The 13,502-nt window shown below is 66.2% G+C and carries 13 protein-coding genes; 6 read left to right on the forward strand and 7 right to left on the reverse strand.

Annotated features, from left to right (window positions below; translation table 11 throughout):
• Positions 1-551 (reverse strand): M28 family peptidase (locus CEY08_RS28360; protein WP_141099900.1); only part of this gene is annotated, 551 nt, incomplete at its 3' end.
• 12 nt (positions 552-563) lie between these two features.
• Positions 564-1,919: a hydantoin-5-propionate amidohydrolase gene (ertD, locus tag CEY08_RS28365; protein ID WP_076812736.1), complete on the reverse strand. Its 1,356-nt coding sequence runs from the start codon at positions 1,917-1,919 to the stop codon at positions 564-566.
• A 100-nt stretch (positions 1,920-2,019) separates the two neighbouring features.
• Between ertD and CEY08_RS28370 the strand changes: the two genes are divergently transcribed.
• Together CEY08_RS28370 and CEY08_RS28375 are read left to right on the forward strand one after the other, a co-directional pair.
• Positions 2,020-2,910: a LysR family transcriptional regulator gene (locus tag CEY08_RS28370; RefSeq protein ID WP_042793127.1), complete on the forward strand. Its 891-nt coding sequence runs from the start codon at positions 2,020-2,022 to the stop codon at positions 2,908-2,910.
• A gap of 231 nt (positions 2,911-3,141) precedes the next feature.
• Positions 3,142-4,479 (forward strand): MFS transporter, encoded by a 1,338-nt coding sequence (locus tag CEY08_RS28375; RefSeq protein WP_076812734.1) that lies wholly within the window; start codon positions 3,142-3,144, stop codon positions 4,477-4,479.
• A gap of 68 nt (positions 4,480-4,547) precedes the next feature.
• Here CEY08_RS28375 and CEY08_RS28380 read toward each other — a convergent pair whose 3' ends face one another.
• The 4 genes from CEY08_RS28380 to CEY08_RS28395 all read right to left on the reverse strand — a co-directional run bounded on the left by CEY08_RS28380 (position 4,548) and on the right by CEY08_RS28395 (position 8,314).
• Complete coding sequence (locus CEY08_RS28380; RefSeq protein ID WP_063642693.1) at positions 4,548-5,141, reverse strand: 2-hydroxychromene-2-carboxylate isomerase; 594 nt, start codon at positions 5,139-5,141, stop codon at positions 4,548-4,550.
• On the reverse strand, positions 5,138-6,475 hold the full coding sequence (locus tag CEY08_RS28385; RefSeq protein WP_088607858.1) for an MFS transporter: 1,338 nt from the start codon (positions 6,473-6,475) through the stop codon (positions 5,138-5,140). Before CEY08_RS28385 ends, CEY08_RS28380 begins: the two co-directional genes overlap by 4 nt.
• Before the next feature lie 44 nt (positions 6,476-6,519).
• The gene (locus CEY08_RS28390) at positions 6,520-7,305 is read right to left on the reverse strand and encodes an aldolase (protein WP_063960854.1); all 786 of its coding nucleotides are present in this window, start codon (positions 7,303-7,305) and stop codon (positions 6,520-6,522) included.
• 133 nt (positions 7,306-7,438) lie between these two features.
• The gene (locus CEY08_RS28395; protein ID WP_042793123.1) at positions 7,439-8,314 is read right to left on the reverse strand and encodes a LysR family transcriptional regulator; all 876 of its coding nucleotides are present in this window, start codon (positions 8,312-8,314) and stop codon (positions 7,439-7,441) included.
• Positions 8,315-8,472: 158 nt separating this feature from the next.
• On the opposite strand from CEY08_RS28395, the gene CEY08_RS28400 reads away from it, so the two are divergent.
• Complete coding sequence (locus tag CEY08_RS28400; protein ID WP_063642691.1) at positions 8,473-8,913, forward strand: NUDIX hydrolase; 441 nt, start codon at positions 8,473-8,475, stop codon at positions 8,911-8,913.
• Between the two features lie 29 nt (positions 8,914-8,942).
• Here CEY08_RS28400 and gcvA read toward each other — a convergent pair whose 3' ends face one another.
• A complete protein-coding gene (gene gcvA, locus CEY08_RS28405) occupies positions 8,943-9,830 on the reverse strand; it encodes a transcriptional regulator GcvA (RefSeq protein WP_063960856.1) in 888 nt (295 codons plus the stop codon).
• A 125-nt stretch (positions 9,831-9,955) separates the two neighbouring features.
• Here gcvA and CEY08_RS28410 point away from each other — a divergent pair, with 125 nt between their 5' ends.
• From CEY08_RS28410 to CEY08_RS28420, 3 genes are read left to right on the forward strand one after another with little or no spacing between them, the layout of a single operon-like run.
• Positions 9,956-11,395: an amidase gene (locus CEY08_RS28410; protein WP_076812731.1), complete on the forward strand. Its 1,440-nt coding sequence runs from the start codon at positions 9,956-9,958 to the stop codon at positions 11,393-11,395.
• A gap of 14 nt (positions 11,396-11,409) precedes the next feature.
• Positions 11,410-12,657: an MFS transporter gene (locus tag CEY08_RS28415; RefSeq protein ID WP_076812728.1), complete on the forward strand. Its 1,248-nt coding sequence runs from the start codon at positions 11,410-11,412 to the stop codon at positions 12,655-12,657.
• 25 nt (positions 12,658-12,682) lie between these two features.
• On the forward strand, positions 12,683-13,492 hold the full coding sequence (locus tag CEY08_RS28420) for an aminoglycoside phosphotransferase family protein (protein WP_076812725.1): 810 nt from the start codon (positions 12,683-12,685) through the stop codon (positions 13,490-13,492).
• Positions 13,493-13,502 lie beyond the last annotated feature (10 nt).

Here is a 13,502-nt window from a genome sequence, read left to right on the forward strand (position 1 = left end):
GGGCCGCGCAGCGGCGCGCCCAGCGCCGATGGATCCCCGCCGATGCGGGCAATGCCGGCCGCGAGCGTTTCGCCCTCGGGGTTGCGGGCCTGCAGCATGTCCGCGGTCAATTGGCCGCAAAGCGCGCGGCTGCCCACGCAAGAGATACCGTAGTCGCTGGGTTCCTCGGACAGGAAGTCGATGACCTCGAAGGGGTGTTCCAGCTGGACGCCGTGTTCGCGCAGCGTGTGGGCCACCTCGATGCCGGCGAGCACGCCGATGATGCCGTCGAACCGGCCGCCGGCCATGACAGTGTCGCAGTGCGAGCCGGTCGCGATGGGCTTGCGCGCCGGATCGCGTCCGGCCAGCGTGCCGACCAGGTTGCCGCCGGCGTCCAGGCGGGTAGTGAGGCCAGCGGCTTCGAATTCACCGCGCAGCCAGGCGCGCGCTTCGTCAAACAGCGGCGAGAACGCGCGGCGCGTCCAGGGCACATCGGGCAGGGTGAATCGGGACAGGGTTTCGACGCGGGCCCAGAGGCGCTCGGCATTCAGGGGAGGAAACGGGACTGGCATCGCGCGTCCCCCTCAAGCGCTGCGCGGACGCAGGAAGCGCCCATCGCCGCTGCGATTGACAATGCGCTGTCCGTCATACACCTGCTGGCCACGGCACCAGGTGCCCGCCACGCGCACGGTGAACTCGCGTCCTTCGAATGAACTCCATTGCACCGCCGACAGACTGTGCGACGGATCGAACCTATAACGTTCGGGCGTAAGGAGGACGATGTCGGCATCCTTGCCCACCTCCAGCGTGCCCTTGCGGTCATCGAGCAGGAAGTGCTGCGCCGGGTTGCGGCTCAGCTGGCGCACCACCATGGACGGCGCAATGCCATGCTCTTCGCAGCCCGTCCAAAAAGCCGGCAGCAATGTTTCCAGGCCGGGACCGCCAGACGAGTTCTTGAACACATTGGGATTCTGCTTGCGCTCCAGGCCCCAGCTGACGTGATCGGAGGACACGAAGGTGCATTCGTCATTGGCGATGTGTGTCCAGAGCAGATCGACCTCGGCCTTGGGCCGGATCGGCGGATAGTGCTTGGTCTTCGCGCCGAAACGCCGCGTGTGCTCCTCATGGTTCAACATCAGGTATTGGACGCAGGTTTCGATGCTGGCGCGATGGCCGCTGCGGCGGTACATATTGCAGATTTCAAAACCGCGAGAAGTCGAAACATGCACCGCGTGCGCGCGGGCGCCGGTCTCGGCGCCGATCTCGTATATCAGCGCCGTGGCGAGGTTTTCGATCAATGGCGTATGCGCCCGCATGAAGGCGTCCCAGCCCGTGTCTTCCGCCTCGATCAGCCGCGCAATGTTCTTGCGCGTCAGTTCCTGCATCTGGTTGTGCACGCCACAAGCCAGTCCCGAGGGAGCGATCAGACGAAAGGCTTCGTACAGGTCGTCTTCATCGATCCGTGGAAAGCGGCCCGGTGTGGCCTCGAAGGTGGAGAACTTGAAAGCGCAGACGCCGCCCTCTATCAGGCCCGCGGCAGCCGCCAGCCCATGCTGGGCATTCAAGGTGCCGAACAGCGCCACGTCGACGTGGCAGTCGCGCTCGACCTCGGCGATCTTCGCGTCCAGCTGGGGACGCGAGGCCACTGGTTCGGGGTCGTCATACGGCATGTCCACCATGACCGTCACGCCGCCCGCGGCGGCGGCGCGCGAAGCCCAGCCCAACCCCTCCTGGTTCAGTTGGCTGCCCGAATGCACCTGACCGTCGACCACGCCGGGCATGATCCACTGGCCGCGCGCATCAATGCTGGCGCGGCCGGCGGGAGGCGTGCCCACTCCGCGCGCCGCGATTTTTCCGTCGCGCACCGCCAGCCAGCCGTCCATCGCCACCGCATCCGGATCGACGATATTGCCGCGCATCACCAAATCGAAATCGCTCATGACCACTCTATCCATTATTCGAACGCAAGCAGTGTAGTGAGCGAGTGACTAAAACGTCTTATGCTTAAATGTATGTAGCAATTAACATGAAGTTAAGCATATGAAATTGAATCTGCGGCAGATCGAAGTGTTCCGCGCCATCATGCTCAGCGGCTCCATCAGCGGTGCATCCAAGCTCCTGTTCGTGTCCCAGCCCGCGGTAAGCCGCTTGATCGCCTATACCGAGCAACGTCTGGGCCTGATGCTGTTCCAGCGCATCAAGGGCCGGCTCTACCCCACGCCCGAGGCTCATCGGCTGTTCGTGGAGGTCACGGCGCTATATCAGAACGTGCAGCGCGTGAACGAGGTGGCCGACAATCTCGTCGAAAACCGCGAAGGGCAATTACGGCTATCTTGCAGCCCCAGCCTGGGCCAATCCCTGCTGCCGCGGGCTATTGCCCAGTTCCGCAGGCGTTACCCCCAGATGCGTATCGTGCTGCAAACCCAGATTCCCGCGACGCTGCAACAGGCGCTGCTGACTCAGCAAGTGGAATTGGGCGTGGCCTACATGCCGGTGGAACACCCTAGCCTGGCCTCACAGCCCCTCTACGAAAACAAAATTGTCGCGGTCCTTCCCAAGGGACACCCGCTGGCCGCCCAAGGCCAGGTGGAAATACGCGATCTGGTCATGGAGCCGCTCATCGGCTACAGCGCGGACATCCCGTTCGGCATGCTGATCAACCGCTTGTTCGGCGACGAGGACTCGCGGCCGGAGCCGCTCATCGAAGTGCAGCAGGCCCATGTCGCCTGCGCTCTGGTGCAGGCGGGCGCAGGCGTTGCTCTTGTGGACGAAATCACCGTGGCGGGTCCGACCTGGTCGAAGGTGGTGGCGGTGCCCATACGCGGCACGGTAAGCGCGCCGGTGAACGTCTTTCATCTGCAATTACAGCCCTTGTCGCGCCCCGCGCTGGCCTTCATCAACGTGTTGCACAACCTCGAACAACAGAACTAGGCGCGGGCTGGCCCATGTAAACACCTCGGGGTTATCCCTTAGTCCGCCCTGAACCGTCCCCCATCGCCCGCTATGACGCAGCTCAGGGATTAATGTGATGTTATGGAGCAGGAACAAAAGGTAATACGACATTATCGAAATTGGTTCCTATGATGCGCTCGTCTGTTCCGGGGCCCCCAAAAATCCGCACGCCAAACGCGCCCCGAACCTCACGATCAGAACTGGGAAACAATGAAGGACATCTCCATGAACCTGGGAGCCGAAGCCGTGCCAGGCCGGCACGCCCCCCACCCCGCCCGGGACCGCAGCGGCCGCAAGGCGGTCATCGCCGCATCAGCCGGCAATGCCCTCGAGTGGTATGACTTCACCGTCTATGCCCTGTTCGCTGTCTACATCGGGCAGAATTTTTTTCAGGACGCCAATCCAACCGTACAGTTGATGACCTCGTTCCTGGCGTTCGGCCTGGGCTTCGTGGTCCGTCCGCTGGGCGCGCTCGTGCTGGGATCCTACGGCGACCGGGCCGGCCGCAAGGCGACGCTGACGCTGACCATCATGCTGATGGCCCTGGGCACGCTGTTGATTGCAGCCGCGCCTCCGTATGCCGCCATCGGTGTGGGCGCCCCGCTGCTGATCGTCTGTGGCCGCGTGCTGCAAGGTTTCTCTGCCGGCGGCGAAGTCGGCGGCGCAACGGCATTCCTGGTGGAGCACGCTCCCGAAGGCAAGCGTGGCCAGTATGCCTCCTGGCTGCAGGCCAGCATGGGGATCTCCAATTTGCTGGGCGCGCTCGTAGCGACGCTGGTCACCACGCTGCTTACCGAAGACCAAGTGGGCGAATGGGGCTGGCGCATTCCTTTCATTATCGGCCTGGCCATCGCGCCGGTTGGCTTGTGGATGCGCGCCGCGCTGGACGAAACGCCGCACTTCCGCGAAGAACAGGAGCGCCAAGCCCGCCAGAACGCCCGCATCAAAGCGCCCCTACTGGCTGTCATCCGCGACTATCCCAAGGAACTGCTGACGGGTCTATGCATGTCGGTACTCTGGGCAGTCGGACCTTACGCGCTCATCATCTTCATGCCGATCTACGTGCAGAAATCGATGGGTTTCACGAGTTCGCAAGCCTTCCTGGCCGCGCTGGTGGGCAATCTGTTCCTCACTGCGGGTTGCGTATTCTCCGGCACGCTGTCGGACCGTTTCGGACGCCGCAACATGCTGCGCGCCGCCGCGGCCGTGCTGCTGGTCGCCGTATACCCGCTGATGATGTGGCTGCAGGCGTCGCACACGCAGATGACGCTGATCGTCGTGCAATCCTTGTTCTGCCTGATGGTGGCGATGTACGTAGGCGTGGCGCCCGCGGCGCTGTCAGAGGTGTTCCCCACCGCGGTGCGCTCGTCGGGCATGTCCCTGACGTACAACACCGCGGTGACCGTGCTCGGCGGCTTCGCCCCGGCAATCCTGACCTGGATCACGTACACCACGGGCGTGGCTTTCGCGCCGGCGCTGTACGTCATGGCCGCCAGTCTCGTCGCCCTGATCGCCTTGAGCGTGCTGCCGCAAGGCAAGCACATCTGAAACGGTATCGACGGCCGTCCTTCCCCGCGCGTACGCGACCGCGATGGCCGTCAATCCGTTCTGCCCGGTCAGGCGGCCACGGCCTCTTCCAGCATTTCCAGCCGGTCCTGGCCCCAGAACACCTCGCCCCGGTATACGTAAGCGGGCGATCCGAACACCCCGGCCGCCACGGCGTCGTTGGTGTTGCGGCGGTAGACCGCCTCGATGGCTGGCTCCCCAGCCGCGGCCAGCAGCGCCGGGGCATCCAGCCCGAGGCGCTCCAGAATGGCCCGCAGGGTGGCTGCGTCGGAGATGTCCTGCTCGTCGCACCACTCGGCTTTCAGAATGGCTTTGTACAGCGCCGCCACCGGCAGTCCGGCGTGGTCCGCCGCAATGACGATACGCGAAGCCAGGCCGGCATCCGGGCACATGTATGCAGGCTGCGGATTGACACGAATGCCCAGCTTGCGGCACCAGCGCGCCAGTTCCGTCACCCGGTAGGCCTGGCGCTCGGGCGAGCGCAGCCCAAGCAGGATGCCCCCGGTGCGGGCGTAAACCTCGGGCAAGTCCACCGGCAGGTAGCGAATCCGCGCCTGCTGGCGGGCCGCCAGCGCCTCCAGCCTGTCCGCGCCCAGATAGGCCCAGTCGGAGTTCATCCAGAAGTAATAGTCGATGGTCTTCATGGCGTCCTCAGGTTTGCGCGGGCGGGCACTCGCAAGGCAGCCGCCGCGGCGGCGTCGCTGCGCATCAGCCAGGCGCTGAACAAGGCGATCACTCCCAGGATGCTCAAGTACCACACCACGTATCGGGGGTCGCCCCCACCCTTGGCCAGCAGCCAGGTCGCCACGATCGGCGCCAGCCCGCCGCCGATGGCGCCAGAAACCTGCACCGCGAGCGAAATACCCGTATAGCGCACCTCGGGGGGAAACTGGCTCGAAAATAAGGTGCCTTCCGGCCCGTACAGGCAAGCGTAGACCAGGCCGACGGCAAGGCAGACCGCAAGAATGATCCACTCCGTGTCACGCGTGCCCAGCAGCTGGAAGAACACGGGCGCGCACGCCAGGATGCCCAGCGTGCCGGCCATGAACACCCATTTATGGCCGATCCTGTCGCCCAGCATGCCGAACAGAGGCATGGTGAACAGCGCGACGGCCGCGCCCCAGATGGTGGCGTCCAGCATGACGGACCGCGCGATGCCCAGGGTGCCCGTGGCGTAGGCCAACGAAAAAGTCACCACCGTATAGAACCAGGTCACCTCCGCCAGCCTGGCGCCCACCACCACCATCAAGGCGCGGCGATGATGCTTCAGCACCTCTGCCACCGGCACCTCGACCTTGGCGCCCTTTTCCTTCATCTGCTCGAAGTCGGGCGACTCGGCGACCTTGACCCGGATGAACCATCCCACCAGCAACAGGACCACGCTGGCCAGGAACGGCAGGCGCCAGCCCCACGCCAGCATGTCGGCCTCGGGCAAGGTTGCAACCGCGCCCATCGCCAGCGAGGACAGGATGAGTCCGGGCGCCACGCCGGCTTGCGGCAGGCTGCCGAAAAAGCCCTTCTTGCCATCCGGCGCGTGCTCCACTGCCATCAGCACGGCACCGCCCCATTCGCCGCCCACCGCTATGCCTTGCAGGAAGCGCATCATCACCAGCAGCACCGCCGCCCAGTAGCCGATCTGCTCGTAGGACGGAATCAGCCCGATGAGAATGGTGGGCACGCCCATCAATAGCAAAGTGATGAGCAGCATGGATTTGCGCCCGATCTTGTCGCCGTAGTGGCCGAATATCACGCCGCCCAGCGGCCGCGCGAAAAAGCCCACTGAATAGGTGGCAAACGCCGCCAACGTGCCCGTCAAGGGGTCGAAGGACGGGAAGAAGATCTTGTTGAAGATCAGCGCGGCAGCGGTGCCATAAAGAAAAAAGTCGTACCACTCGATCGTGGTGCCCATCATGCTGGCCAGTCCGGCCGTCACGTAATCGCGGCGCGAGCGCGCAGCCGCAGGCTTGGTCGTCATCATCATGACTCCCCAAAAAGAGTTCTGGAAGAATGGGCTGCGCGGCGTCAGGCGGCGGGCAGCGGCAAGGGCGCAATGCCGTGCGTCTGCCGGGCCCAGTAGTTGAACGTCGCGTTGACGATCGAAGGCTTGAGCAGGTAGTCGTGCGCTTCGCGCGCGAGGGCATCGTCCACGGGCGTCAGCGGCCCGAACGCCTGCGCGCGGATCTGCATGCGCGCCGCGCGTTCCAGGTACACCGACAGGTAGGTCGCCTCTTCGCAGCTGCCGCCGGCGGTCAGATAGCCGTGATGCGCGAGGATGATGGCGCGCTTGCCGCCCAACGCCTTGGAGATGATCACCCCTTCCTGGTCCGCGATCGGCACGCCGGGCCAATCGCCCAGGAACGCGCAGTCGTCGTGCAGCGGTGTCATGTCCATCTGCGAAATCACCAGGGGCTGGCGCGCCGCGGCCAGCGCCGAGGCCCAGGGCGAATGCGTGTGGATGATGGATTGCACGTCGGGCCGGGCCTCGTACACCCACAGGTGAAATCGGGTGGCCGGGTTGGCCATGCCCTCGCCCGTCAGCGTGTGAAGATCGCGGTCCACCTCGATGAAATCGGCTGGCGTGGCTTCATCAAAGCCCAACCCGAAACGCAGGGTCCAATACGCCCCGGGACGCTGCGAGCGCACGCTGATCTGGCCGGCGAGCCCGGCCTCCTGCTCGGTCATGGCCAGGATGCGACAGGCATAGGCCATGGTTTCCTGGATGCTGCGCGGAACGGCGTGCAGATGGCGCGCCATTTCCTGCGTGGCACGGGTGTCGAAATAGGATTTCTCTCGTAATGCGGTGCTCATGTCTTCCCCTTGTGTCATGCCCGCGCCTTCGGCGCCACCGGACGCCGCGCGAGGTATGCACAGTATGGAAAGCCTGGCTGCATACCGCCATGCAGCCAGGGTCATAGCTGCTATTCGGATAGCGGCCGGAGGGTCATTGCCGCGCGATGCGGTGCGCGACGGCCAGCAGCTCGCTTACCAACGGCAGGGGCTGGCGGTTGGCGAGCGTAATGGCGACCACGCGCCGCCGCAAAATGGGGCTATGGACCCCGACCTTGCGCAATCCATATTCGGTCAACAGCTTATCGGGAATGCGGGACGGCAGGATGCAGGCGCCCACGCCCGAGGACACCAGCTTGAGCATGGCGTCTATGGTTTCGGCCTCGGCCACGAATTCAGGTTCCAGCCCGGCGCTGTGGATCATCTTGCGCAGCGCGTAGTGCGGCGGGAACCCCACCAGCCGCAGATCCATGCCGGCCAGGTCGACCTCCTGCGGCATCACCACGTCGCCACGCACAATGAGGCACATGTCGTCGTCAAACAGCGGGGCGGAGGCCAGATTGTCGGATGCGACTGCCGCGTCATAGACGAAACCCACGTCCGCCTTGCCGCTTTCCACCAAGGCCACAACCTCCGGCGAGCTGCGCCCCATGACGGACAGGTTCACGTGCTCATGGCTGCTGACGAAACTGGCCACTACCTCCGCCATGAAGTAGTAGCTGAGCGTGTGCACGGTGGCGAGGCGGACCGTTCCCTGCGTGACGCCCTCGCGTTGGCGCACGGCTTCAAGCACGCGGTCTATGCTGCGGTAAGCGGGCTGGATGCCGTCAAGCAGGCGCGCGCCTGCCTCGGTCAGTTCCACTCCGCGCCCGGTGCGCACGAACAGGGGCTTGCCCACGTGGGCTTCCAGCGCGGCTAGCTGCCGGCTGAGCCCCGACTGGGTCTGATCCAGGTCCTCCGCTGCCCGCGATAGCGATTTGAGTTCCGCGATGCGCAAGAAATAGCGCAACTGCCGGTCCGGTGTATCCATGCTGCCCTCCCGCTCCCTGTGCGATGCGCGCAGATATGAGCGCGGCACGACAGTGTGCACCAGGGAGCCGGCCCGGCACTACGCGGATTTGCGCTAAGGCCAGCTTGGCGTACCCTGGCGGACCAGGGCCCATGGGCCGTCATACTAAGGAACCGCGCATGTCCACGCCCTCACCCCAACGCCCCATCGCCGCCACGATCGCCGCAGTGGTCCGCGACGGCCGCGTGCTGCTGGTGCGCCGCGCCAACCCGCCAGACCAGGGCCGCTGGGCCTTTCCTGGCGGCAAGATCGACGCGGGCGAAAGCCTCCATGCCGCTGCAGCGCGCGAACTGCTGGAAGAAACCGGCGTGCGCGCGGAACCTTTGCGCGTATTCGACGCCGTGGATGTCTACGACCGCGACGACACGGGCGCGCTGCGCCGCCATTTCATCCTGATCGCCGTGCTGTGCCGCTGGCAATCCGGCGAACCGGTAGCGGGCGACGACGCCGCCGAGGCCCGCTGGGTGCCGTTGGAAGCGCTGGACGATCACTCGCTGGCGACCAGCTTCGGCGTGGCGGAACTGGCGCGCAGGGCGGCAGCCCTGTCGGCGACACCGTAGATCCGCAACGGGCCGCCACGCCGGCGCCCTTACCCCACGCCGCAGGTCCGGAGCCAATTGCGGAACACCTGCGCCTTGTCCGGCAGGGCGCCCCGGCCCGGCCACACCAGGTAATACCCAAACTCCTCCAGCCAGGCGTCGCCCGCCAGCCGGATCAGCCGTCCGGCCGTGAGCTCGTCTTGCACCATCGCCACGGGCAGCAGGCCGGCGCCCTGGCCAGTTGCCACCGCCTTCAGAAGCAGGCTGCCGTCATCGAAGGCGGGTCCCCGAGGCGTGCCCGAGTCCTCCACTCCCTGCGCCGCAAACCAAAGCTGCCAGCCATTGCGGCCCTCGTCGTGCACGCGGGGCCAGCCCAGCAGGTCGTCGGGTTTCAGAGGTGTGCCCAGCTTTGCCACCAGATCGGCCGACGCCACCGGCGCCACTTCCACGGTCAGCAGATGTTCGCTTTGCAGTCCTGGGTAGCGGCCCAGTCCATGCCGGATGGCAATGTCGGCGCCGTCCCGGCCGAAAGCCGCCAACGCGTTGCTGGTGACGATCTGCAGGTCGATCTCCGGGTGGCGGCTATGGAAATCGTGCAGCCGGGGAATCAGCCATGCCGACGCGAAGAAAGCGGTGGTGCTGACCGTCAGCACGCGGTTCTCGGGCGGCAGCGAAATGCGCGCGGACGCGGCCAGTATCTGGCGGAAGGCGTTGCGCACCGGCGGCAGAAAGCCGTGGCCTGCGTCCGTCAACTGAATACCGCGGTTCACGCGCAGGAACAGGGCCACACCCAGATGCTGCTCGAGCGACTTGATCATCTGGCTGACCGCGCCAGGCGTCACGCACAGTTCTTGCGCCGCGTCTTTCACGGACAAATGGCGAGCCGCGGCCTCGAAGGCCCGCAGCGCATTGAGCGGCGGCAGTCGTTGAATGGCCATCTCTCAGCCTCACAAATAATTTAGTTTTTCTAATTTATAAGAGATAGAAATCATGCTTTGCCACCTCGCTATTCAGGATTTAATTTTGACGATCCCGTGATGCACGCAAGATGGATAAAGAATAGATGAACTATACGGAAAGCATCAAGGCCGCGCGCCCCGCCGCTGCCGGCCTCCACTACCAGGACCTGAGCGCGCTCGCCACCCTGATCCGATCGGGCGAGATCTCGCCGGTGGAAATCACACGCGCTCAATTGCAGCGTATCGAGACGCTGGACGGCGCCCTGCGCAGCTACGCCCACGTAACGGCGGCCAGCGCAATGCAGGAGGCGCGGGCCGCGGAAGCCGAAATACGCCAGGGGCGTTACCGCGGCCCCCTGCATGGCGTGCCCATCGCGCTCAAGGACCTGTTCCGGCGCAAGGGCGTGCCGACTGCCGCCGGCACCGCCATCTACCGTGGCGTCGCAGCGGACCACGATGCCACGGTGGTCCGCCGCCTGCGCATGGCGGGGGCCGTACTGCTGGGTCAACTGCAAATGACCGAGGGCGCCTACTCCGATCATCATCCGAGCGTCGAGCCTCCGCGCAACCCGTGGAATGCGGCCTACTGGCCCGGCATCTCGTCCAGCGGATCGGCGGCGGCCACCGCGGCGGGCCTGTGTTTCGGGGCAACGGCTTCGGACACCGGCGGCTCCATCCGCTGGCCTTGCGCGGCCACCGGCCTGACCGGCATCAAACCGACCTGGGGCCGTGTCAGCCGCCATGGCGTGTTCGAGCTGGCGGCCTCGCTTGATCATGCCGGCGTCATTGCGCGCAGCTCGCAAGACGCCGCCCTGCTGCTCGAGGCAATTGCAGGAGCGGATCCGCTGGACCCGACCGCGCTGCAAGCGCCCGTGCCATGCTATGCCCGGTTGTCCGAAGCGCCGGTGCACGGACTGCGGATCGGCGTGGATTCCGCCTGGAACACCCGGGACGTCGATCCGCTCACCCAGCGCATGCTGGCGGCAGCAATGCAGACCTTCCGCGAGCTGGGCGCAACCGTGGTGCCATTGCGCTTTCCCGTCGAAGACACCGCGCAGGCGGCGCGCGACTGGGCGCCGCTCTGCGCAGTCGAAGCGGCCGTTGCGCATGCAGGCACCTACCCCTCGCGGCGGGACGAATACGGGCCGGTGCTGGCCAGCGTGATCGAGGCCGCAGGCGTCGTGTCGGGCATCGACTATCAACGCATCCTGCTGCGCCGCATGGCCCTGCGGGGCGAAGTCGACGCCTTGTTCACCCAGGCCGACGCGCTGCTGACGCCGGTGCAGCCCATGCCCGCGCTCACCCTGGAAGCCGTCAGCGTCCTGGGCCGGCAGCCCGCGCTGGTGCGCGCGCTGCAGCGCTATACCTGCGTATTCGACATGACGGGCCATCCCTGCCTGACCTTGCCTGCGGGCCAGGGCGAGACTGGCATGCCGATGGGCATGCAACTGGTGAGCGCCCATCTGGGCGAGCCCGTGCTGTTCCAACTGGGCGCCGCCTTCCAGGCGGCCACGGACTGGCATTTGCGCCGGCCGGCATGCTGACGCAGGAGACGCTTATGCCAGCGCAACAACGCACCGCCCTGCCTGCCGCCAGGCATCTCTTTCAAGGATGGCGCGTGGTGGCCGCGGCCTTCCTGATCACCTTGCTGGGCTTCGGCAGCGCCTATTCCTTCAGCGCCTTCCTCGATGCTCTGCAACGCGACTTCTCCGCCTCGCGCGGCGCGGTGTCGCTGGTGTTCTCAGTGGCGGGATTCCTTTATTTCGGCTTTGGCGTGATCAGCGGCCCCCTCGCGGACCGCTACGGTTCGCGCCGCATGGCGTGGCTGGGCATGCTGCTGGTGGCACTAGGCCTGGCGCTGGCCAGCGCCGCGCAAAATCTGACCCAGATCTATCTGGCCTATGGCCTCGGAGTCGGGCTAGGCGTGGGCTGCGCGTACGTGCCAGTGATAGGCGCGGTGCAACGTTGGTTCCTGCGCCGGCGCGGACTGGCTTCCGGGCTGGCGGTCAGCGGCATTGGCGTGGGCACGTTGCTCGTGCCGCCGCTCGCGGCCGAATTGATCGGCCTGTGGGGCTGGCGCGCCGCCTATCTGGCGCTGGCCGCGCTGGTGGCTGTCGCCGGGTGCGCGGCCGCGCTATGGGTGGAAAACTCGCCGCAAGACCACGGTTTGCAGCCCGACGGCGATGCTGCTCCCCCCATTGTTGCCATGACGCCGTCCACACCCGCGGGCGTGCCGGTGCGCGCCGCCATCCGCAGCAAGGCCTTTGCCCTGCTGTACCTTGCCAGCATGGCGGGCGCCTTCGGCGTCTTCGTGCCGTTCGTGCATCTGGTCCCATACGCGCTGGATCGGGGCATCGCATCAGGACAGGCCGTGCTGCTGCTGGGCATGGTGGGCGTGGGCAGCACGGCGGGCCGATTCCTGTTGGGCACGCTGGCCGACCGACTGGGCCGGCGCGCGTCGCTCGGCGCCATGTACGGCGGCATGGGCGCGTCGCTCGCGCTATGGGCCGCTTGCGGCCAGTTCTGGTCGCTGACGCTGTTCGCACTGGTATTCGGAGCGTTCTACGGCGGCTGGGTCGCGCTCATGCCCGCCGTGGTCATGGACTACTTCGGCGGACGCCATGTCAGCGGCATCATCGGCGCGCTCTACACCAGCGTGGCCTTCGGCACCCTGATCGGGCCGGTGGCGGCAGGCTATGCGTATGACATCAGCGGCTCTTACCTGCTGCCCATCGTCGCCAGTGCGGGGGGCAATGCGGTGGCAGCAGCGGTCACCGCACTGCTGCCGCGCCGGGCTCTACTATAGGGACCCCGATCCTTCCTGCCACTCCATGTTCGACACCTACCTCTCGCGTTGGCATCTCGTGCCTGATGGCGCCCCCATCGTCACGCGCGCGGCGCAATTGCTGCCGGTACGCCACCGGGGACAGCCCGCCATGCTCAAGGTCTCGCACGAAGAAGACGAAAAGCAAGGCGGCGTGCTGATGCGCTGGTGGGACGGCCAGGGGGCAGCCCGCGTACTGGCGCACGACGACGAGGCCATCTTGCTGGAGCGGGCCACGGGCGCGCGTTCGCTGGCCGAGTATGCGCGCAACGGACGCGACGACGAAGCCACCCGCATCATCTGCGGCGTGCTGCAAGATCTGCATGCGCCGCGCGCCCGGCCCCTGCCCGCGCTGCGTCCGCTGGAAGCATGGTTCGAGGAACTGTGGCCCATGGCGCAGGCGCGAGGCGGCATCCTGGCACACAGCGCGCGCCACGCCCGCATCCTGCTCGACAGTCCGCGCGACCTGGCGGTGCTGCACGGCGACGTGCACCACGACAACATCCTGGACTTCGGCGAGCGCGGCTGGCTGGTCATCGACCCTAAGCGCCTGCATGGCGAGCGCTCCTTCGACTACGCCAACATCTTCTGCAACCCGGACCTGGCGGATCCGGTTCCGCCCGTGGCCATCGTGCCGGGGCGCTTCGAGCGGCGGCTGGAGATCATCGTCGAGCAATCCGGCCTGGAGCGCCGCCGGCTGCTGCAATGGATCCTGGCCTGGTGCGGACTTTCCGCCGCCTGGTTCATGGGCGGCGGCGAAGACGCGGCGATCGACCTGGACATCGCCCGCCAGGCGCTGGCGCTGCTGGAACGCTGAGTCCCGGCCG

This window comes from Achromobacter insolitus (assembly GCF_002209555.1).
Classification (GTDB): domain Bacteria; phylum Pseudomonadota; class Gammaproteobacteria; order Burkholderiales; family Burkholderiaceae_B; genus Achromobacter; species Achromobacter insolitus.